Here is an 18259-nt window from a genome sequence, read left to right on the forward strand (position 1 = left end):
GCCGGGCTGCCCTGTCAACCCGCCGCTTCCGATCCTTCGTCCTTCACGACGCGCTTGTCGCCGATGAAGATGCGCGCCGCGATCAGGCCGACTTCGTAGAGCACGATCAGCGGCAGCGCCAGCATCAACTGCGAGAACACGTCCGGCGGCGTCACCACCGCCGACACGACGAACGCGCCGACGATCACGTAAGGCCGGATTTCCTTGAGCTTCTTGATCGACAGCACGCCCATGCGCACCAGCAGCACCACCACCACCGGCACCTCGAACGTCACGCCGAACGCGAGGAACATGCCGAGCACGAAGCTCACGTAGTTGTCGATGTCGGTGGTCATTTCCGCGCCGAGCGGAGCGTTGTAGTGCGCCATCACGCGGAAGATGGTGGGAAACACCACGAAGTACGCGAACGCCATGCCGCACAGGAACAGAAAATAGCTGCTGCCGACGAGCGGCATGACGAGCCGTTTCTCGTGCTGGTACAGCCCCGGCGCCACGAAGGCCCAGATCTGGTACAGCACCACCGGCAGCGCGATCACCAGCGCGACGAGCATCGTGACCTTCATCGGCACGAAGAACGAGCCGGTCACGTCGGTGACGATCATCTTGCCGTCGGCCGGCAGGTTCTGCATCAGCGGCCGCGCGAGCAGCCGGAAGATGTCCGGCGCCCAATACACCAGCCCGACGAACACCACGAACACGGCGGCGCCCGCCCGGACCAGGCGGGTGCGCAATTCGACGAGATGGGAAATGAAGGTTTCTTCCCGGGCTTCTTCCGGGTTGTGCAGGGGGTCGCTCACACCGGCCCTCGGTTCGAGTGATGGGCGCGCTTCATCGTGCTGAATCAGAAGAAACGCGTGGGACGGCGCAGGCTGTCGGGCTGATGACGCGCGACGCGCGCGGCGCCCGACTGCACGTGGGTGCGGCGCGTGGTGGCGCGCTTGTACCAGGCGGGCGTCGCCGTCTGCTTGACGCGCCAGTTGCGGCGCTTCGGCGTGAACGTGGTGCTGACCGAGCTGCCCTGCCAGAACGGCGCGGCGCCGTCCGGCTGGACCGAAACCGGCTCCGACGAGGTGCCGGCATCACCGGAAACCGCCGTGCTCCACGCTTCGTTGAGATCCTGCTCGTGCTGCCGCAGGTTGTCGTGAATGGTGTTTTCGACGTTGCGCGCCGCGCTTTCGAAGTCCGTCTTCATGGTGCGCAGCGCATCGAGTTCGATCTCGCGCGTCACCTCGGCCTTCACTTCGTTGATATAGCGCTGCGCGCGCCCGAACAAGGCGCCTGCCGTGCGCGCGACGCGCGGCAAGCGCTCGGGGCCGAGCACCACCAGCGCGACGACGCCGATCAGCGCCATCTTCGAAATACCGAGATCGAGCATCGTGCCGTTTCGTCAGGTCGTGGCTTACGCCTTGTGCGAATCGGACGAGCGCGATGCTTCCTTCGCGTCGACGTCGACTGAACCGTTGCGCGGCAGCTGCTGGCCGTCGGCCGACGGTTCGCCTTCCTTCATGCCGTCCTTGAAGCCCTTGACCGCACCGCCCAGATCGCCGCCCAGATTGCGCAGCTTCTTGGTGCCGAACACCATCACGACGATCAGCAAAACGATCAGCCAGTGCCAAATACTCAATCCGCCCATGATGCAACTCTCCTCAACCTCGCCGCCAATGGCGGCGTCAACTGCCGGCGGCGCCGGCCTCTTTCCCGAAGCGCGGCGGCACACGATGCGCCGCCACTCCGATCTGCTGATGCGTTCCGTCGACTCTTGTTGTGTTACCGCGTTGCTGCCTTCTGCTGCTTTTGACTGCCTTCACTGCGTGACGACCCGCTTCGAGCCGGCCCGCTTCCAGGAACCCGGCCCGGCGAACCGGCGCGCATGCCGATGATAGACCGCCAGACCGCTCACCGGCCCGAGAATGAATCCGGTCCGGAACCCGGTTTCGCCACCAGGGCTCAGAACCATGCCTTCGGATCGAGCGGTTTCTCGTCGTACAGGTACAGCCAGCCCTTGATGATACGGTACAGGCACCAGATTCCCGCCGCACCAAGAATGAAAAAGCCGACCACCACGAACACCAACAGGAACCCGATCGCCGCCAGGATCAACGCGCGCCAGAACGTGCGGATCTGCCACTCGAAGTGCGCCTGGTAATGCGTGCCGACCACATCCTCGCGCTTCACGTAATTGATGATGATCGCCACCAGCGCCGTGAAGCCGCCCGTGAAACCCTGCAGCGCATACAGAGCGTACAGCACATGCGTCAGGGTCTTCAGCGAACGCTCGCGTTCTCCGGCGGACCGGCCACCCGGAAAATTCACCGGCACCGGCACGCCGCCCGGCTGGACTGATGGTTCGGTCATGATGCTACCCCTCTCAGATGACATGACTGATGCATGCGGCAAGCCCGTTCAGCCGCCGTCGTTTTCCTCGCGTTCGCGGCGCTTGCGCAGCGCCTTTTCCTCGAGGCCGGACAATCCTTCGCGACGCTCCAGCTCGGCCAGCACGTCGGCCGGGCTCAGGTCGAAATGCGACAGCGCCACCAGGCAGTGGAACCAGAGATCGGCCACTTCGCCCACCAGCGCGGTGGGTGCGCCACCTTGACGCACATCCTTGGCGGCCAGCACCACTTCGGTCGCTTCCTCGCCGATCTTCTTGAGCACCGCATCATCGCCCTTGTGGAACAGACGCGACACATAGGATTGCTCGGGATCGCCGCCCTTGCGGCTATCGATCACGGCCGCGAGGCGCAGCAGCGTGTCGTTGGTGGTTTGCGTCATTTGTAGATGTGCTCGGGATCTTTCAGCACCGGCTCGACGGCGACCCAGTCGCCGGCCTCCGCCGTGCCTTCGAATTTCTGGAAGAAGCAGGAATGACGGCCGGTGTGGCAGGCGATGCCCGACACCTGGTCGATCTTCAGCAGCACGACGTCCTCGTCGCAATCGAGGCGCACTTCGTGCACGTGCTGCACGTGCCCCGATTCCTCGCCCTTGAACCACAGACGCTTGCGCGAGCGCGAGTAATACACGGCGCGGCCGGTTTCAACCGTCTTTGCGAGCGCTTCGCGGTTCATCCACGCGAACATCATCACGTCGTTGCTGCCCACTTCCTGGGCGATCACCGGCACCAGGCCGTTGTCGTCCCAGCGCACCTTGTCGAGCCAGGCGGGCAGCGCCGCCGCTTGGGGTTTCGTCGTCATGACAGTCTCACCGGAATGCCGCGATCGGCCATGAAGCGCTTGGCTTCGCCGACCGTGTGTTCGCCGTAATGGAAGATGCTCGCCGCGAGCACCGCGTCGGCATGGCCTTCGACGATGCCGTCGGCCAGATGCTGGAGGCCGCCCACGCCGCCCGAAGCGATCACCGGCACCGGCACGGCGTCGGACACGCCGCGCGTGAGCGCCAGGTCGAAACCGGACTTGGTGCCGTCGCGATCCATGCTGGTCAGCAGGATCTCGCCCGCGCCGAGTTCGGCCATCTTGCGCGCCCATTCGATCGCGTCGAGGCCGGTGGCCTTGCGCCCGCCGTGCGTGAACACTTCCCAGCGCGGCACTTCGCCGTCGGCCGACACGCGCTTGGCGTCGATCGCGACCACGATGCATTGCGAGCCGTACTTGTTCGCCGCGTCGGCCACGAGCTGCGGATTGGCCACGGCCGACGAGTTCATGCTGACCTTGTCCGCGCCGGCGTTCAGCAGGCGCCGCACGTCCTCGACGGCGCGCACGCCGCCACCGACCGTCAACGGAATGAACACCTGCGAGGCCACCGCTTCGATGATCGGCAGGATCAGGTCGCGCTGGTCGGAGGTGGCCGTGATGTCGAGGAACGTCAGTTCGTCCGCGCCTTGATCGTCGTAGCGCCGCGCGATTTCGACGGGGTCGCCCGCGTCGCGCAGTTCGACGAAATTGACGCCCTTCACGACGCGCCCGGCGGTGACGTCGAGACAGGGGATGATGCGTTTAGCTAGAGCCATGATGGTGCACGATTGCCGCTGGTAAGGCCGCCCGCGCAGGCGGGCGGCTCGGGCGAGAACGCAGCGCGGCGGCCGGCGGCACGCCGCCCGCGCTCGCGAGTCAGGCGTCGTCGAGTTCGCCGTTCAGTTCGTCGGCACGCTTTTGCGCCACCGAGAAATCGAGATCGCCGGAGTAGATCGCGCGGCCGCAGATCACGCCTTCGATGCCCTCGCCCTCCACGTCGCAAAGCTGCTCGATGTCGTTCAGGTTCGACAGGCCGCCGCTGGCGATCACCGGAATGCCGACCGCTTGCGCGAGCTTCACGGTGGCTTCGATGTTGATGCCCTGGAGCATGCCGTCGCGGCCGATGTCGGTGTAGATGATCGATTCGACGCCGTAATCCTCGAACTTCTGCGCGAGGTCGATCACTTCATGGCCGGTCAGCTTGCTCCAGCCATCGGTGGCGACCTTGCCGTCCTTCGCGTCGAGACCGACGATGATGCTGCCGGCAAACGCGGTGCAGGCATCCTGCAGGAAGCCCGGGTCCTTCACGGCGGCGGTGCCGATGATCACGTAGGACAGGCCCGCGTCGAGGTACTTCTCGATCGTCTCGAGGCTGCGGATGCCGCCGCCGAGCTGCACGGGGATCTCGTCGCCGACTTCGGCGAGGATCGCCTCGATCGCCTCGAGGTTCTTCGGCTTGCCCGCGAAGGCACCGTTCAGGTCAACCAGATGCAGACGTCTCGCCCCGAGATCCACCCATTTGCGGGCCATCGCCGCGGGGTCCTCGGAGAAAATCGTCGCCTGGTCCATATCGCCCTGTTTGAGGCGCACACACTGACCGTCTTTAAGATCGATGGCCGGAATCAGCAGCATAGCTATCGGGAGTCGTCTGAAAAAATGGAGGGTTGGCGCGCCGTAACCGGGCCGGGTGAGCCGGGCCGGACGGCGACGCTTGCTAGTTTAGTACAAGTCTTTCAGGGTTTTGACGCCAACGCCCCGCGCGACAGGCATTCGAGGCCCCGCCGGCGTGGCTTCGGCGCGACGTTCACGGTTTCCAGTGGACGAAATTGCGATACAGGCGCAGGCCCACCTCGGCGCTCTTCTCCGGGTGAAATTGGGTCGCGAAGATATTGTCGCGCGCCACCGCCGACACGAACGGCTCGCCGTAGGGTGTTTCGCCGGCCGCATGCGCGCGGTCGGCCGGCACCACGTAGTAGCTGTGCACGAAGTAGAAGAACGCCTCGTCGGGTACGCCGCTCCAGAGCGGATGCGCGAGCGTCTGGCGCACGCGGTTCCAGCCCATCTGCGGGACCTTGTAACGCGAGCCGTCGTCCTGCAGCTGGCCGGCCAGATCGAAGCGCAGCACCTTGCCCGGCAGCAGGCCGAGGCCCGGCGTGTCGCCCTCGGCGCTCCAGTCGAACAGCATCTGCTCGCCCACGCACACGCCGAGCAGCGGCTTGCTGCGCGAGGCCTCGATCACGGCCTCCTGCAAGCCCGATTCACCGAGGCAGCGCATGCAGTCGGGCATCGCGCCCTGGCCCGGCAACACCACCCGGTCGGCCGCGCGGATCTGCTCGGGGCGATCGACGATCGCCACCTCGGCCAGCGGCTCCGCCTTCATCAGCGCCTGGGCCACCGAACGCAGGTTGCCCATCCCATAATCCACAATCGCAATCGAAGTTTTCATTTCAGTGCAGGCAGTAACGCCTTCAGTCCGTCGACGATGAATTCCACCGCCAGCGCCGACAGCATCAATCCCATCAGCCGCGTCGCAATATTAATGCCGGTGCGGCCGATCCAGTTCGCGATCGGCTCGGCGAGCCGCATCGCGACGAAACAGAGGCCCGCGATCACCGCGCCGATCGCGATCAGCCAGAGCCGCTCGTACCAGTGCGCGGCGTTGGCCGAATAGATGATCACCGTGCTGATCGAGCCGGGGCCGGTCAGCAGCGGAATCGCGAGCGGCACCACGGCGATGCTGTTCTTCGATTCCGCCTCGTCGCGCTCCTCGGGCGTGGAGCGGGCGTTGCCCATCTGCGCGTTCAGCATGTTGATCGCCATCAGCAGCATGATGATGCCGCCGCCCACTTCGAGCGAGCCGACCGAAATCCCGAAGAAGTGGATGATCTGCTGCCCGAGCAGCGTGGTCACCACGATCACGCAGAACACCGAAACCGCCGCCACGCGCACCGTCCGGCGCCGTTCGTCGTCGCTTTGCGACGCCGTCAGGCTCAGGAAGAACGGCACCGCGCCGAGCGGGTTGATCAGCGCGAGCAGCGAGATGAACGATTTGAGCAGATCCATGTGCGGGTCGTGCGGGACGTGCAGCCTCGTCGGCGGCGTGCCGGCACGCGGGGCGGCCCTGCTTCAGCCGCGCCGCCGCGCACCGGGCGGGTTCTCGATCAGAGGCTGCCCTTGGTCGACGGAATCTGGCCGGCCGCGCGCGCATCGAGCTCGGTCGCCATCCGCAGCGCGCGACCGAACGCCTTGAACACGGTCTCGAGCTGATGGTGCGCGTTGATGCCGCGCAGATTGTCGATATGGAGCGTGACGCCGGCGTGGTTCACGAAGCCGCGGAAGAATTCGATCGACAGATCGACATCGAACGTGCCGATCCGTGCGCGCGTGAACGGCACGTGGAATTCGAGGCCCGGACGGCCCGAGAAATCGATCACGACGCGCGACAGCGCCTCGTCGAGCGGCACGTAGGCATGGCCGTAGCGGCGGATGCCCTTCTTGTCGCCGACGGCCTTGGCGATCGCCTGGCCGAGCGTGATGCCGACGTCTTCCACCGTGTGGTGGTCGTCGATATGCGTGTCGCCGTGCGCTTCGATGTCGAGATCGATGAGACCATGGCGCGCGATCTGGTCGAGCATATGGTCGAGGAACGGCACGCCGGTCGCCAGCTTCTGCTGGCCGGTGCCGTCGAGATTGATCGACGCACGGATCTGCGTTTCGCTCGTATTGCGAACGACTTCCGCCACACGCATGGTGATTCCTTGAAATGGCTGGGTAAAGGGGGCTGGAAGGTACCGGCGGCGGGCGGTCCGCTCAGCACAGCACCTGTTGCAACGCCGCGAGCAGCGCGCGGTTCTCGTCAGGAGAACCAACCGTCAGCCGTACGCAATTGGCGAGCAACGGATGCATTTTACTCACGTTTTTAATCAAGACCCGCTCGGTCAGCAGCGTATCGAACACGGCGGCGGCGTCCGGCACCCGCACCAGCACGAAATTGCCGGCGCTCGGGAACACGGTCGTGCCGGGCAGCGCGGCCACCGCCGCCATCAATTGCTCGCGGGCGGCGCGCAATTCGGCGGCCTGCGCGTCGAGCACATCGAGGTGATCGAGCAGGTAATCGACGGCCGCCTGGGTCAGCACGTTGACGTTGTACGGCGGGCGGACCTTGTCGAATTCCGCCAGCCAGCGCGGCGCGCCGGCCAGATAGCCGAGCCGGACACCGGCCAGGCCCAGCTTCGACAGCGTGCGCATGACCACCACGTTGTCGAACTCCGGCGCCCGCGCGAGCCAACTGCGGCCGGCGAACGGCTGGTAGGCCTCGTCGATCACGACCAGGCTGCCGGTGGCGGCGGCGACGATCCGCTCGATGTCCGCGTCGGCGAACAGCGTGCCGGTAGGGTTGTTCGGGAACGCGAGGTGGATCAGCGCGGGGCGGTGCGCGGCGATCGCCGCGAGCATCGCGTCGATATCGAGGGACATATCCTCGCGCAGCGGCACGCCGACGAAATCGAGCCCGGCGAAACGCGCGTACTGCTCGACCATCACGAAACCCGGCACCGGCGTCAGCACCGAAGCGCCCGGCTTGGCGCAGGCCACGCAGAGGATGTTGATCAATTCGTCGGAGCCGTTGCCGAGCATCAGTTCGCAACCGGCCGGCACGGCCATCGCGGCGCGCAGCTTGTCGAGCAGCGCAGCCGGCCGCGGGGCCGGATAGCGGTTCAGCGCGACCTGCGCCAGATGCGCGCCGAGCCCGGCCGCCAGCGGCGCCGGCAACGTGTACGGGTTCTCCATCGCGTCGAGCTTCACGAAGCCGGTGGCGTCCGGCACCGGATAGCTCGTCATCGCGAGCACGTCGGGGCGAATGATGTCTTGTGGCGTCGTCATGATGTGCGCGGCGTGCAACGCGCCGCCCTGTCTGCCTGGGGCCGCGCGGGAATCGGCGCGCGTTCCGGGGGGTTGCGGATCTTTTGGTGATTGCGGTTGTTGCCGATCGGACGGGCCGGGCGAATCGCTCACCGGCCTCGGCCCGTCGGCGCCGGCGCATCGAACACGGCGAGCGCCGCGCCGCCGGCCCGGCCGGCGCGACTGCGCAACGGCGTCAGTGGTTGCCGTGGTTGCGCATCCGGTATTCGGCCGCGCGGGCGTGGGCCTGCAGGCCTTCGCCGTAGGCGAGTTCCGAGGCGATCTCGCCAAGCGTCTGCGCACCGTCGGCGCTGACTTCGATCAGGCTCGAACGCTTGATGAAATCGTAGACGCCGAGCGGCGACGAGAAGCGCGCCGTACGCGAGGTGGGCAGCACGTGGTTCGGGCCGGCGCAGTAATCGCCGAGGCTTTCGCTGGTGTAGCGGCCCAGGAAGATCGCGCCGGCGTGGCGGATATGCTTGCCCCACTGCTGCGGTTCGAGCGCCGAAATCTCCAGGTGCTCGGGTGCGATATCGTTGGCGATACGGCAGGCCTCCGCCATGTCGCGCACCTTGATCAGCGCGCCGCGGCCTTCCAGCGAGGCGCGAATCACGGCCTCGCGCGGCATGGTCGGCAGCAGTTCGACGATCGCCTTCTCGACGCGCTCGATGAAGGCGGCATCGGGGCACAACAGGATCGACTGCGCGAGTTCGTCGTGCTCGGCCTGCGAGAACAGGTCCATCGCGACCCAGTGCGGATCGGTGGTGCCGTCGCAGATCACGAGGATTTCGGACGGGCCGGCGATCATGTCGATGCCGACCGTGCCGAACACGCGGCGCTTGGCCGACGCCACATAGGCGTTGCCGGGGCCGCAGATCTTGTCGACGGCCGGCACCGTGACGGTGCCGTAGGCCATCGCGGCCACGGCCTGCGCGCCGCCGATCGTAAACACGCGATCGACGCCGCCGAGATACGCCGCGGCCAGCACCAGGTCGTTGACGACGCCGTCCGGGGTGGGCACCACCATCACGATTTCACCCACGCCGGCCACCCGCGCGGGAATCGCGTTCATCAGCACCGACGACGGATAGGCGGCCTTGCCGCCCGGCACGTAGAGGCCGACGCGGTCGAGCGGCAGGACCTTCTGGCCGAGCACCGTGCCATCGGATTCGGTGTATTGCCAGCTATGGCTGCCGCACTCGATCTTCTGCTTCTCGTGATAGCCGCGCACGCGGGCGGCGGCCGCCTCGAGCGCCGCGCGGCGCTTCGGCTCCAGCCCTTCGAGCGCCGCTTCCAGCATGTCTTGGCGCAGCTCGAGCGCGGCCACGCTGGTGGCGTTCAGGCGATCGAAGCGGTTCGTGTAATCGAGCACCGCGGCGTCGCCGCGCGCCTTCACGTCGGCCAGGATGCCGGCGACCGAGCGTTCGATCGCCTCGTCCTCGCCCGCCTCGAAGGCGAGCACCGCGCGCAGGTCGGCGTGGAAGCCGTCGTTGCTGGAATCGAGCTTGCGAATCTTGATGGACATGATGCTTTCCGTTCGGGTAATGCGCCGGGGGCCTGAACGCGTCAGGCCGCGACCTGCTTCGACGCGCGTTCGAACGCGTCGAGAATCGGCTTCAGCGCGGCGCGCTTCAGTTTGAGCGCGGCCTGATTCACCACGAGGCGCGACGAAATCGGCATGATTTCCTCGACCTCGACCAGATTGTTGGCCCGGAGCGTGCCGCCCGAGCTGACCAGGTCGACGATCGCGTCGGCCAGGCCGACCAGCGGCGCCAGCTCCATCGAGCCGTACAGCTTGATCAGGTCGACGTGCACGCCCTTCGCGGCGAAATGCTCGCGCGCCACCTGGGTGTACTTGGTCGCCACGCGCAGCCGCGCGCCCTGGCGCACCGCGTTGACGTAGTCGAAGCCGGCCTGCACCGCCACCGACATGCGGCAGCGCGCGATGTTCAGGTCGATCGGCTGGTAGAGCCCGCCGCCGCCGTGCTCGATCAGCACGTCCTTGCCCGCCACGCCGAAATCGGCCGCGCCGTATTCGACATAGGTGGGCACGTCGGTGGCGCGCACGATGATCACGCGCACGTTCGGATCGTTGGTCGGCAGAATCAGCTTGCGCGACGATTCCGGATCCTCGGTCACTTCGATGCCTGCGGCCGCCAGCAGCGGCACGGTTTCCTCGAAGATGCGCCCTTTCGACAGCGCGAGGGTCAGCGGTGCGTTCATGCGGGACTCCCGGTGAGGCGGCGCACGTCGGCGCCCACTGCGTTCAGCTTGGTTTCCATCCGATCATAGCCGCGATCGAGGTGGTAAATGCGGTCGATCACGGTCTCGCCGTCGGCGCACAGGCCGGCGATCACGAGGCTCGCGGAGGCGCGCAGGTCGGTGGCCATCACGTTCGCGCCGGACAGGCGCGGCACGCCGGTCACGAGCGCGGTGTTGCCGTCCACCACGATGTCCGCGCCGAGCCGGTTCAGCTCCTGCACGTGCATGAAACGGTTCTCGAAGATGGTTTCGACCACGTGCGCGGTGCCCGAGGCGACCGCGTTCAGCGTCATGAACTGCGCCTGCATGTCGGTCGGGAACGCCGGGTATTCCGAGGTGCGGATGGCGACCGCGCCGGGGCGGCGGTCCATCGTCACGCGCAGCGTGTCGGCGCGCTCGTCGAGCACGGCGCCAGTGTCGCGCAACTTGCCGAGCACCGCGTCGAGCAGGTGCGCGCGCATGCCGCGCAGCGTGACATCGCCGCCGGCCGCCGCCACCGCGCACAGGAACGTGCCGGCCTCGATGCGGTCGGGCACCACGGCGTGGCTCGCGCCATGCAGCCGCTCGACACCCTGGATCGTCAGGCAATCGGTGCCGATGCCGTCGATCTTCGCGCCCATCGCCACCAGCAGGTTCGCGAGGTCGGTCACTTCGGGTTCGCGCGCGGCGTTCTCGATGACGGTTTCGCCGTCGGCCAGCGCCGCGGCCATCAGCAGGTTCTCGGTGCCCGTCACGGTGATCATGTCGGTGACGATGCGCGCGCCCTTCAGGCGCGTCGCGCGGGCCTCGATGTAGCCGTGCTCGATGGTGATCTCGGCGCCCATCGCCTGCAGGCCCTTGATGTGCTGGTCCACCGGCCGCGCACCGATCGCGCAGCCGCCCGGCAGCGACACCTTGGCGTAGCCGAAGCGCGCCACCAGCGGGCCGAGCACCAGGATCGAGGCACGCATGGTCTTGACCAGCTCGTACGGCGCGACCGGCTCGGTCACGTCGGCGGCGTCGAGCACCACGCGCGCGCCGTCCACCTCGCTCTTCACGCCCATGCCGGCCAGCAGCGCGAGCATGGTGCGCACGTCCTGCAGATCCGGCACGTTGTCGAGCGCGAGCGGCTCGGCGCTGAGCAGGCTTGCACAAAGGATCGGCAGCGCGGCGTTCTTCGCCCCCGACACCTGGATTTCGCCGACCAGCCGCCGGCCGCCGGTCATCACGAGCTGTTCGCCGTGCGCCTGCCCGATCCGGGCGACGGCCGGGCTCGCGGTCGCGACGTGTCTGACCGCGTCGCGTTCGTTTACTGAAACTTGCACGAAGTTCGTCCGTTCTTTATGCGTTCTGCCATTCGGCGGGCGTCAGCGTCTTCATGCTGAGCGCGTGGATTTCCTGCTTCATGCGGTCGCCGAGCGCCGCGTAGACGAGCTGATGGCGCTGGATCAGCCGCTTGCCGTCGAATTCGGCCGACACGATGGTCGCGAAGAAATGCTGGCCGTCGCCTTCGACTTCCAGATGCGAGCAGACGAGACCACCCGCGATGTATTGCTTGACCTGTTCGGGAGTCGGCAACATGAGAAAAGCTCCAGTCGATATCAGTGGCGCAGCTTGTAGCCGGAGGCGAGGAGCCGCATCGCGATCAGCGCGAGCAGCACGAAGAAGCCGGCCACAATCGCGAGGCTTTCGAACGGGTTGATGTCGGCGATGCCGAAGAACCCGTAGCGGAAGCCGTCGATCATGTAGAAAAACGGATTGAGACGCGAGATCTCGCGCCACAGGGGCGGCAGCGAATGCGTCGAATAGAACACGCCCGACAGGAACGTGAGCGGCATGATCAGGAAGTTCTGGAACGCGGCCAGTTGATCGAACTTCTCGGCGACGATGCCGGCGATCAGGCCGAGCGTGCCGAGAATGGCCGAGCCGAACAGCGCGAACAGCACGATGAACAGCGGCGAGGCGAAGCCGATCGGGATGAACCACACGGTCACCACGAACACCCCGAGGCCCACCGCCAGCCCGCGCACCACGGCCGCCAGCACGTAGGCGCCGAAGATATCGGCGTAGGACAGCGGCGGCAGCAGCATGAACACCAGGTTGCCGGTGATCTTCGACTGGATCAGCGACGACGAGCTGTTGGCGAACGCGTTCTGCAACACGCTCATCATCACCAGGCCCGGCACCAGGAAGCTCACGTACTCGACGCCCGGATACACGTTGACGCGGCCCGACAGCGCATGGCCGAAGATCGTCAGATACAGCAGCGCCGTCACGACCGGCGCGAGCACGGTCTGGAACGACACCTTCCAGAACCGCAGCATTTCCTTGTAGAACAGCGTGCGAAACCCGCTCATGCCAACCCCTCGACCACATCGGCTCCGTTCATCACCTGGACGAACACGTCCTCGAGGTCGGCCTTGCGCACCTCGATCTCCTCGAACCCGCAGCCCGCCGCGCGGCAGGCCGACAGAATGCGTTCGACCTCGTCGTAGTTGTTGAGCCGCAGCAGATGCTCGCGCGCACCGGACGGCGCCGGCTCGCTCGCAAGCGTACGCAACTCGGCCGGCAGCTCGCCCTGCGACAGCCGCAGGTAGAGCTGCAGGCCGGCGAAGCGGCGCAGCAGGGCATCGGTGCGTTCGAGCGCCACCACCTCTCCGCGGCGCAGCATGGCGATGCGGTCGCACAGCGATTCGGCTTCCTCGAGGTAATGGGTGGTCAGCACGATCGTGTGACCTTCGCGATTCAGGCGCGAGATGAACTTCCAGAGCGTCTGGCGCAGTTCGACGTCGACCCCGGCGGTCGGCTCGTCGAGCACGATCACCGGCGGCCGGTGCACCAGCGCCTGCGCGACCAGCACGCGGCGCTTCATGCCGCCCGACAGCGCGCGCATGTTGGTGTCGGCCTTCTCGGTGAGATCGAGATTGGCCATGATCTCGTCGATCCAGTCGTCGTTGCGGCGCAGGCCGAAATAGCCGGACTGGATGCGCAGCGTTTCGCGCACGGAGAAGAACGGATCGAACACCAGCTCCTGCGGCACCACGCCGAGCGCGCGGCGCGCCCCGCGGAAATCGGTGACGACATCGTGGCCGCGCACCGAGATGCTGCCTTCGTCGGCGCGGGCAAGCCCGGCCAGGATGCTGATGAGCGTGGTCTTGCCGGCGCCGTTCGGACCGAGCAGGCCGAAGAATTCGCCCTCCTCGACGGACAGGCTGACGCCCTTGAGCGCCTGAAGCGACTGGTAGCGCTTCTTGACGTTACGGATTTCTATGGCTGACATGACTGAGCGCGACGAACGAGCGCCGCGATGCCTGATTCTGGTCGTAAAACGGATGGGGAAAAACGGGGGCCGATTGGATGCCCCGCAAAACGGTTGATTATAGGGCAAACCGGCAGGGCGGTCCGGGGCGGCGAACCCGCAGCGGACCGGCGCCGCCGCGCGCATCGCTGCGGCGGGGCGTGGCTCGGGCGAGCGTCAATGTCGCCCGGTCAGGAGGGTGTCGATGCCGTAGGCGTGCGCGAGGCTGGCGAGCTTCGGCGGCAGATTGAGGATGTCGAGATTCGCCCCGCGCGCGTGCACGGCGCGCTGCCAGGCGAGCAGCACCGCCAGCGCGGCCGAGTCGAACTGCGCGAGGGCCGCGCAGTCGACCACGGTGGCGCCCGAAGCGATCCGGCCGAGCCCGTCGTCGAGCGCGGCCTTCGCGCTCGCGTGGGTCAGCGTGGCGCCGGTGGCGAACTGGCTCACGATGCCTTGCCGTTGGCCAGTTGCTGGTTGCGTTGCGTCAGGAACTGGATCAGCCCGTCCACGCCGCTTTGCTGGATCTTCTCGTTGAACTGCTGCTGGTACGTCTGGATCAGCCAGGCGCCGAGCACGTTCAGGTCATAGACACGCCAGCCTTGCTGCGACTTGTACAGACGGTAATCGATCTGCGCCGGCTGGCCGTTGGTCTGCGCCAGCGTGCGGACCACCACGTCGGTGGCGCCCGGATCGGCGCGGAACGGCAGGTATTGGATCTGCTGATCGGCCTTCAACTGCGCGATCGCGCCCGAATAGGTGCGGATCAGCAGCATCTTGAACTGATCGATGACCTGGGCCTGCTGATCCGGCGTGGCGGCGCGCCAGCTGCGCCCCATCACGAGCTGCGTGGTGCGGCGGAAATCCGTGTACGGCAGGATGTCGCGATTGACGATATCGGTGATCTTGCCGATGTCACCAGGCTTGATCGATTGCGTGCGAACCTCGTTGAGCACTTGCTCGGTCGCGGTCTTGATGAGCGCCTGCGGGTTCGACTGGTCGACCTCGGCATGGGCCGCGCTGCCGAACGCGAGGAAGGCGGCGGCGACGGGGATCAGAAAAAACTTTTTCATGAGCGTGTCCTGCGAAGTGAACGGTGCGTCATTTTGCACCGGCAACGGGCTGCACGTTGCATCCGTCGCCGTCACAAACGTTTCTGGCTGTAACGAACCGGGGCCGGATCAGTGGAGACGCAGGCTCGGCCAACGGAAGCCGTTCGGCGACGGCGGCACCACGTTCTGGGCCGGCACGTGGGTGGCGCTGGCCGGATTCGGCTGCTCCGCCGTGGCGTCCGAGGCATTCGACGCAGGCGCGGCGGCAGCCGCCGAAGCGCCCGAGGCCGGCGTCGCGCCGGCCGGCGAAACCGCCGCCCCGGCTGCCGCACCCGCTGCACCGGCTGCACCCGCTGCCGCAGCGCCCGCCGGCGCCGCGCCGTCGTCCGGCACGTCGTACTTCGGCAGCGAATCGCCGCTGTAGTCGGGCACGGCCGCCGCGGCCGCCCGGCCGCCAGGGCCGCCCGAGGCGGAGATCAGCGACTGGCGCCGTTGCAGGTACGCGTTGCGCACGAACGAATACTTGTCGATCGCGGCCGCGTCGAGCACGTCCCCCGCGCCGAGCAGGTTGGCGCGCGTGTTCAGCAGGTTCACGCCGAACAGGCCCCAGCTCAGCGAATCGGGGTTCACGTAGGTGAGCGGATTGCCGACGTAGTCGACGGCCAAGCCCGCCGTATCGCGCACCGTGCTCGGTCCGAGGAGCGGCAGCACGACGTACGGGCCGGCCGGCACGCCGTAGTGGCCGAGCGTGATGCCGAAGTCGCTCGAGTGCTTGGGCAGCTTCGCGACGGTCGCCACGTCGAACAGGCCGCCGACGCCGAACACCGTGTTGATCACCACGCGCATGATGTCGCCCACGCCGTCGGCGATGCGCAGCTGCGCGAGGTTGTTGGCGGCGATATACACGTCGCCGATGTTCGAGAAGAAATTCGTCACGCTGTCGCGGACCGGCCCCGGCACCACCCACTGGTAGCCCTTCGCGGCGGGCTTCAGCGCATAGGTGTCGATCGTGTCGTTGAACTTGTACATCGTGCGGTTGAAGCCTTCCATCGGATCGCCCTTGGTGGGCGTCTGGACGGTGGCGCAACCGCTCATCGCGGCGACGGCCGCGGCGGCCAATGCCGCGTTCCTGAGGCGCATGGTCTGCATGGTTAAGTTCCCTCTTCTCTTTTGTCTTGTTTCGTCGTGGGGAGGATGGCGCCGCCTACTGCGCGCTCGCCCCCGAGGCCGCGGCCGCCGCCGGCGGCTTCGCACCGCCCGCATCCGCCGCCTTGCTGTACAAAAATTGTCCGATCAGGTTTTCCAGCACGATCGCGGATTGCGTCATCGTGATCGTATCGCCTGCTTTCAGCATTTCCGTGTCGCCGCCCGGCTCGAGCCCGATGTACTGCTCGCCGAGCAGGCCGGAGGTCAAAATTTTCGCGGACGAATCCTTCGGGAATTCGTACTGCTTGTCCACGTCGATCGTGACGACGGCCTGATAGGTATTGGTGTCGAAGCCGATCGCGCTGACCCGGCCGACCACCACGCCCGCGCTCTTGACCGCGGCGCGCGGCTTGAGGCCGCCGATATTGTCGAACTTCATCTTGACCGGGTAGGTTTGCTGGAACGACAGCGAACTCATGTTGCCGACCTTCAGCGCAAGGAACAGCAGGGCCAGGAAGCCCACCACCACGAACAGGCCGACCCAGAAGTCGAGAGCAGTCTTTTTCATCGTCATCTCTGAAATGGCCGACTCAGCTGAACATCAGCGCAGTCAGCAGGAAATCGAGGCCGAGTACCGCGAGCGACGCGTACACGACGGTTCGGGTGGTCGCGCGCGACACGCCTTCCGGCGTCGGCTTCGCTTCGTAACCCTGGTAGAGCGCCGTGAAGGTGACGGCGAAGCCGAACACCACGCTCTTGAGCACGCCGTTGCCGACGTCGGACCAGACGTCCACGCCACCCTGCATCTGCGACCAGAACGCGCCCGGATCGACGCCGATCAGGATCACGCCCACCACGTAGCCGCCGAGCACGCCGACCGCGCAAAAAATCGCCGACAGCAGCGGCATCGCGATGATGCCGGCCCACAGGCGCGGCGCGATCACCGTCTTGATCGGATCGATCGCCATCATTTCGAGCGCGGTGAGCTGCTCGCCGGCCTTCATCAAGCCGATTTCGGCCGTCAGCGAGGTGCCGGCGCGGCCCGCGAACAGCAGCGCGGTGACCACCGGCCCGAGCTCGCGCACCAGCGAAAGCGCCACCAGCAGGCCGAGCGACTGCTCCGCGCCGTAACGGTTCAGCGTGTAGTAGCCCTGCAGGCCCAGCACGAAGCCGACGAACAGGCCCGACACGGCAATGATCACGAACGAATAATTGCCGAGGAAGTGGATCTGTTTCGTGACGAGCCGCGGCCGGCGCAGCAGGGCGAAGAATTCGAACACGAGGCGCACGAACAGCCGGGACGCATAGCCCGTGCGTTCGAAACCGCCGATCACGTAACGACCGATCGCGCTGATCATCGGCGCCCTCCGCCAAGGCCGAAATCCGCGTCGAGCGGCGGACTCGTGTAGTGAAACCGGAACGGGCCGTCGGGCACGCCGTCGATGAACTGGCGCACGCTCGGCTCGGTCGAGGCGCGCAACTGGTCGGGCGTGCCTTCGGCCAGCACGCCGCCGTTGCCGAGGAAGTAGACGTAATCGGCGATCGCGAACGATTCCGGCACGTCGTGCGTGACCAGGATCGAGGTCGCGCCGAGCGCCTCGTTCAGCGTGCGGATCAGGTTCGCGGTGATGCCGAGCGAGATCGGATCGAGGCCGGCGAACGGCTCGTCGTACATGATCAGTTGCGGATCGAGCGCAATTGCGCGGGCCAGCGCGATGCGGCGCGCCATGCCGCCCGATACCTCGGACGGCATCAGGTCGCGCGCGCCGCGCAGGCCCACCGCGTTGAGCTTCATCAACACCAGATCGCGGATCAGCGGCTCGGGCAGGTCGGTATGTTCGCGCAGCGCGAACGCGACATTGTCGAACACCGACATGTCGGTAAACAGCGCGCCGAACTGGAACAGCATGCCCATCTTGCGGCGCAGCGCGTAAAGGCCGTCACGCGATTGCGCGCCGAGATCGGCGCCATCGAACAGCACCTGGCCGCGCCGCGCGCGCACCAGGCCGCCGATCAGCCGCAGCACGGTCGTCTTGCCGCACCCGGACCCGCCCATCACCGCGACCACTTGGCCGCGCCCGAAGCGCAGGTTCAGATTCGACAGCACGAGCCGATCGCCGTAGCCGAAATCGACATCGCGAAGTTCCAGCAGGGACTCGGAAGGGGAGCTCACGGAGCTGTCAATCCTGTTACACAGAACGCCGAATTATAGGGCCTGCCTTGGATTGATGCCTGCAAGGTGTGCAGCGCGGCAATTTCCGCATCTGGGTAATCGTTACTCGATGTAACGGCGCGGCGCTCGGCGGCGGCCGCCGCGACGCCCAGCACGGCTGGACGGGCGGCCGAAAGCCTTGCCGGGCGCGGATTCCGGGGCGCCCGGCAGCGCCGGCCCGCAACGCTGCGTTGCGGCAATCACGGTAATCATAAGAAGAAACGGC

At 66.6% G+C, this 18259-nt stretch carries 25 protein-coding genes; 1 reads left to right on the top strand and 24 read right to left on the bottom strand.

Features of this window, described 5'->3' with window-relative positions:
• Window positions 1-14 precede the first annotated feature (14 nt).
• Genes tatC through tatA form a run of 3 tightly spaced genes read right to left on the bottom strand, consistent with a single transcriptional unit; the run spans window position 15 to window position 1633 of the window.
• Entirely contained in the window at window positions 15-797 is a 783-nt protein-coding gene (gene tatC / locus ACYP33_RS26820) for a twin-arginine translocase subunit TatC (protein WP_414443749.1), read from the bottom strand.
• Window positions 798-841: 44 nt separating this feature from the next.
• Window positions 842-1375 (bottom strand): Sec-independent protein translocase protein TatB, encoded by a 534-nt coding sequence (gene tatB / locus ACYP33_RS26825; protein ID WP_414443748.1) that lies wholly within the window; start codon window positions 1373-1375, stop codon window positions 842-844.
• 24 nt (window positions 1376-1399) lie between these two features.
• Window positions 1400-1633, bottom strand: a complete 234-nt coding sequence (tatA, locus tag ACYP33_RS26830; protein ID WP_414443747.1) for a Sec-independent protein translocase subunit TatA — start codon at window positions 1631-1633, stop codon at window positions 1400-1402.
• Here tatA and ACYP33_RS26835 point away from each other — a divergent pair.
• Window positions 1632-1880 (top strand): hypothetical protein, encoded by a 249-nt coding sequence (locus ACYP33_RS26835; protein ID WP_414443746.1) that lies wholly within the window; start codon window positions 1632-1634, stop codon window positions 1878-1880. The two genes, tatA and ACYP33_RS26835, sit on opposite strands and share 2 nt — an antisense overlap.
• A 67-nt stretch (window positions 1881-1947) precedes the next feature.
• On the opposite strand, the gene ACYP33_RS26840 is transcribed toward ACYP33_RS26835, so the two are convergent.
• The 21 genes from ACYP33_RS26840 to ACYP33_RS26940 all read right to left on the bottom strand — a co-directional run bounded on the left by ACYP33_RS26840 (window position 1948) and on the right by ACYP33_RS26940 (window position 17994).
• Window positions 1948-2355 carry a DUF4870 family protein gene (locus ACYP33_RS26840; RefSeq protein WP_459624559.1) on the bottom strand — a complete coding sequence of 136 codons (408 nt, stop codon included), beginning with the start codon at window positions 2353-2355 and terminating at the stop codon, window positions 1948-1950.
• A 48-nt stretch (window positions 2356-2403) separates the two neighbouring features.
• Window positions 2404-2772 carry a phosphoribosyl-ATP diphosphatase gene (locus tag ACYP33_RS26845; protein WP_206126231.1) on the bottom strand — a complete coding sequence of 123 codons (369 nt, stop codon included), beginning with the start codon at window positions 2770-2772 and terminating at the stop codon, window positions 2404-2406.
• Window positions 2769-3191 (bottom strand): phosphoribosyl-AMP cyclohydrolase, encoded by a 423-nt coding sequence (hisI, locus tag ACYP33_RS26850; RefSeq protein WP_414450477.1) that lies wholly within the window; start codon window positions 3189-3191, stop codon window positions 2769-2771. Before hisI ends, ACYP33_RS26845 begins: the two co-directional genes overlap by 4 nt.
• A complete protein-coding gene (gene hisF, locus ACYP33_RS26855) occupies window positions 3188-3964 on the bottom strand; it encodes an imidazole glycerol phosphate synthase subunit HisF (RefSeq protein WP_459624560.1) in 777 nt (258 codons plus the stop codon). The genes hisI and hisF overlap by 4 nt, the downstream gene beginning before the upstream one ends.
• Window positions 3965-4064: 100 nt before the next feature.
• Window positions 4065-4820: a 1-(5-phosphoribosyl)-5-[(5-phosphoribosylamino)methylideneamino]imidazole-4-carboxamide isomerase gene (gene hisA, locus ACYP33_RS26860; RefSeq protein ID WP_459624561.1), complete on the bottom strand. Its 756-nt coding sequence runs from the start codon at window positions 4818-4820 to the stop codon at window positions 4065-4067.
• A 172-nt stretch (window positions 4821-4992) separates the two neighbouring features.
• Window positions 4993-5634 (bottom strand): imidazole glycerol phosphate synthase subunit HisH, encoded by a 642-nt coding sequence (gene hisH, locus ACYP33_RS26865; RefSeq protein WP_414443741.1) that lies wholly within the window; start codon window positions 5632-5634, stop codon window positions 4993-4995.
• A complete protein-coding gene (locus tag ACYP33_RS26870) occupies window positions 5631-6251 on the bottom strand; it encodes a MarC family protein (RefSeq protein WP_414443740.1) in 621 nt (206 codons plus the stop codon). The genes hisH and ACYP33_RS26870 overlap by 4 nt, the downstream gene beginning before the upstream one ends.
• A gap of 98 nt (window positions 6252-6349) precedes the next feature.
• Window positions 6350-6937, bottom strand: coding sequence for an imidazoleglycerol-phosphate dehydratase HisB (hisB, locus tag ACYP33_RS26875; RefSeq protein ID WP_414443739.1), 588 nt, complete (start codon window positions 6935-6937; stop codon window positions 6350-6352).
• Between the two features lie 61 nt (window positions 6938-6998).
• Window positions 6999-8069: a histidinol-phosphate transaminase gene (gene hisC / locus ACYP33_RS26880; RefSeq protein ID WP_459624562.1), complete on the bottom strand. Its 1071-nt coding sequence runs from the start codon at window positions 8067-8069 to the stop codon at window positions 6999-7001.
• 214 nt (window positions 8070-8283) lie between these two features.
• Window positions 8284-9612 (bottom strand): histidinol dehydrogenase, encoded by a 1329-nt coding sequence (hisD, locus tag ACYP33_RS26885; RefSeq protein ID WP_459624563.1) that lies wholly within the window; start codon window positions 9610-9612, stop codon window positions 8284-8286.
• Between the two features lie 41 nt (window positions 9613-9653).
• Entirely contained in the window at window positions 9654-10310 is a 657-nt protein-coding gene (gene hisG, locus ACYP33_RS26890) for an ATP phosphoribosyltransferase (RefSeq protein WP_414443736.1), read from the bottom strand.
• Window positions 10307-11653 (bottom strand): UDP-N-acetylglucosamine 1-carboxyvinyltransferase, encoded by a 1347-nt coding sequence (gene murA, locus ACYP33_RS26895; RefSeq protein ID WP_459624564.1) that lies wholly within the window; start codon window positions 11651-11653, stop codon window positions 10307-10309. The genes hisG and murA overlap by 4 nt, the downstream gene beginning before the upstream one ends.
• Window positions 11654-11669: 16 nt before the next feature.
• Window positions 11670-11909: a BolA family protein gene (locus ACYP33_RS26900; RefSeq protein ID WP_206126242.1), complete on the bottom strand. Its 240-nt coding sequence runs from the start codon at window positions 11907-11909 to the stop codon at window positions 11670-11672.
• Between the two features lie 20 nt (window positions 11910-11929).
• Entirely contained in the window at window positions 11930-12685 is a 756-nt protein-coding gene (locus tag ACYP33_RS26905; RefSeq protein ID WP_414443734.1) for an ABC transporter permease, read from the bottom strand.
• Complete coding sequence (locus ACYP33_RS26910; RefSeq protein ID WP_414450481.1) at window positions 12682-13608, bottom strand: ABC transporter ATP-binding protein; 927 nt, start codon at window positions 13606-13608, stop codon at window positions 12682-12684. The genes ACYP33_RS26905 and ACYP33_RS26910 overlap by 4 nt, the downstream gene beginning before the upstream one ends.
• A 195-nt stretch (window positions 13609-13803) precedes the next feature.
• Window positions 13804-14073, bottom strand: a complete 270-nt coding sequence (locus ACYP33_RS26915; protein WP_459624565.1) for an STAS domain-containing protein — start codon at window positions 14071-14073, stop codon at window positions 13804-13806.
• Entirely contained in the window at window positions 14070-14696 is a 627-nt protein-coding gene (locus tag ACYP33_RS26920) for an MlaC/ttg2D family ABC transporter substrate-binding protein (RefSeq protein ID WP_414450482.1), read from the bottom strand. Before ACYP33_RS26920 ends, ACYP33_RS26915 begins: the two co-directional genes overlap by 4 nt.
• A 108-nt stretch (window positions 14697-14804) precedes the next feature.
• A complete protein-coding gene (locus ACYP33_RS26925; protein WP_459624566.1) occupies window positions 14805-15824 on the bottom strand; it encodes an MlaA family lipoprotein in 1020 nt (339 codons plus the stop codon).
• A 55-nt stretch (window positions 15825-15879) separates the two neighbouring features.
• Complete coding sequence (mlaD, locus tag ACYP33_RS26930) at window positions 15880-16395, bottom strand: outer membrane lipid asymmetry maintenance protein MlaD (protein ID WP_414450484.1); 516 nt, start codon at window positions 16393-16395, stop codon at window positions 15880-15882.
• 16 nt (window positions 16396-16411) lie between these two features.
• Window positions 16412-17179, bottom strand: a complete 768-nt coding sequence (gene mlaE, locus ACYP33_RS26935; RefSeq protein ID WP_414443728.1) for a lipid asymmetry maintenance ABC transporter permease subunit MlaE — start codon at window positions 17177-17179, stop codon at window positions 16412-16414.
• The gene (locus tag ACYP33_RS26940; RefSeq protein ID WP_414443727.1) at window positions 17176-17994 is read right to left on the bottom strand and encodes an ABC transporter ATP-binding protein; all 819 of its coding nucleotides are present in this window, start codon (window positions 17992-17994) and stop codon (window positions 17176-17178) included. Before ACYP33_RS26940 ends, mlaE begins: the two co-directional genes overlap by 4 nt.
• Between the last annotated feature and the right edge of the window lie 265 nt (window positions 17995-18259).

The organism is Burkholderia sp. 3C (assembly GCF_054589155.1).

Bases quoted from the DNA above. Each gene is read 5' to 3' on its own strand.
- hisA (WP_459624561.1), bottom strand. From the start codon at position 4,820: ATGCTGCTGATTCCGGCCATCGATCTTAAAGACGGTCAGTGTGTGCGC.
- ACYP33_RS26920 (WP_414450482.1), bottom strand. From the start codon at position 14,696: ATGAAAAAGTTTTTTCTGATCCCCGTCGCCGCCGCCTTCCTCGCGTTC.
- tatB (WP_414443748.1), bottom strand. From the start codon at position 1,375: ATGCTCGATCTCGGTATTTCGAAGATGGCGCTGATCGGCGTCGTCGCG.
- hisF (WP_459624560.1), bottom strand. From the start codon at position 3,964: ATGGCTCTAGCTAAACGCATCATCCCCTGTCTCGACGTCACCGCCGGG.
- hisD (WP_459624563.1), bottom strand. From the start codon at position 9,612: ATGTCCATCAAGATTCGCAAGCTCGATTCCAGCAACGACGGCTTCCAC.
- ACYP33_RS26870 (WP_414443740.1), bottom strand. From the start codon at position 6,251: ATGGATCTGCTCAAATCGTTCATCTCGCTGCTCGCGCTGATCAACCCG.
- mlaE (WP_414443728.1), bottom strand. From the start codon at position 17,179: ATGATCAGCGCGATCGGTCGTTACGTGATCGGCGGTTTCGAACGCACG.
- hisC (WP_459624562.1), bottom strand. From the start codon at position 8,069: ATGACGACGCCACAAGACATCATTCGCCCCGACGTGCTCGCGATGACG.
- ACYP33_RS26840 (WP_459624559.1), bottom strand. From the start codon at position 2,355: ATGACCGAACCATCAGTCCAGCCGGGCGGCGTGCCGGTGCCGGTGAAT.
- hisI (WP_414450477.1), bottom strand. From the start codon at position 3,191: ATGACGACGAAACCCCAAGCGGCGGCGCTGCCCGCCTGGCTCGACAAG.
- mlaD (WP_414450484.1), bottom strand. From the start codon at position 16,395: ATGACGATGAAAAAGACTGCTCTCGACTTCTGGGTCGGCCTGTTCGTG.
- ACYP33_RS26925 (WP_459624566.1), bottom strand. From the start codon at position 15,824: ATGCAGACCATGCGCCTCAGGAACGCGGCATTGGCCGCCGCGGCCGTC.
- ACYP33_RS26845 (WP_206126231.1), bottom strand. From the start codon at position 2,772: ATGACGCAAACCACCAACGACACGCTGCTGCGCCTCGCGGCCGTGATC.
- ACYP33_RS26835 (WP_414443746.1), top strand. From the start codon at position 1,632: ATGATGCAACTCTCCTCAACCTCGCCGCCAATGGCGGCGTCAACTGCC.
- ACYP33_RS26900 (WP_206126242.1), bottom strand. From the start codon at position 11,909: ATGTTGCCGACTCCCGAACAGGTCAAGCAATACATCGCGGGTGGTCTC.
- hisH (WP_414443741.1), bottom strand. From the start codon at position 5,634: ATGAAAACTTCGATTGCGATTGTGGATTATGGGATGGGCAACCTGCGT.
- ACYP33_RS26910 (WP_414450481.1), bottom strand. From the start codon at position 13,608: ATGTCAGCCATAGAAATCCGTAACGTCAAGAAGCGCTACCAGTCGCTT.
- hisG (WP_414443736.1), bottom strand. From the start codon at position 10,310: ATGAACGCACCGCTGACCCTCGCGCTGTCGAAAGGGCGCATCTTCGAG.
- ACYP33_RS26905 (WP_414443734.1), bottom strand. From the start codon at position 12,685: ATGAGCGGGTTTCGCACGCTGTTCTACAAGGAAATGCTGCGGTTCTGG.
- hisB (WP_414443739.1), bottom strand. From the start codon at position 6,937: ATGCGTGTGGCGGAAGTCGTTCGCAATACGAGCGAAACGCAGATCCGT.
- tatA (WP_414443747.1), bottom strand. From the start codon at position 1,633: ATGGGCGGATTGAGTATTTGGCACTGGCTGATCGTTTTGCTGATCGTC.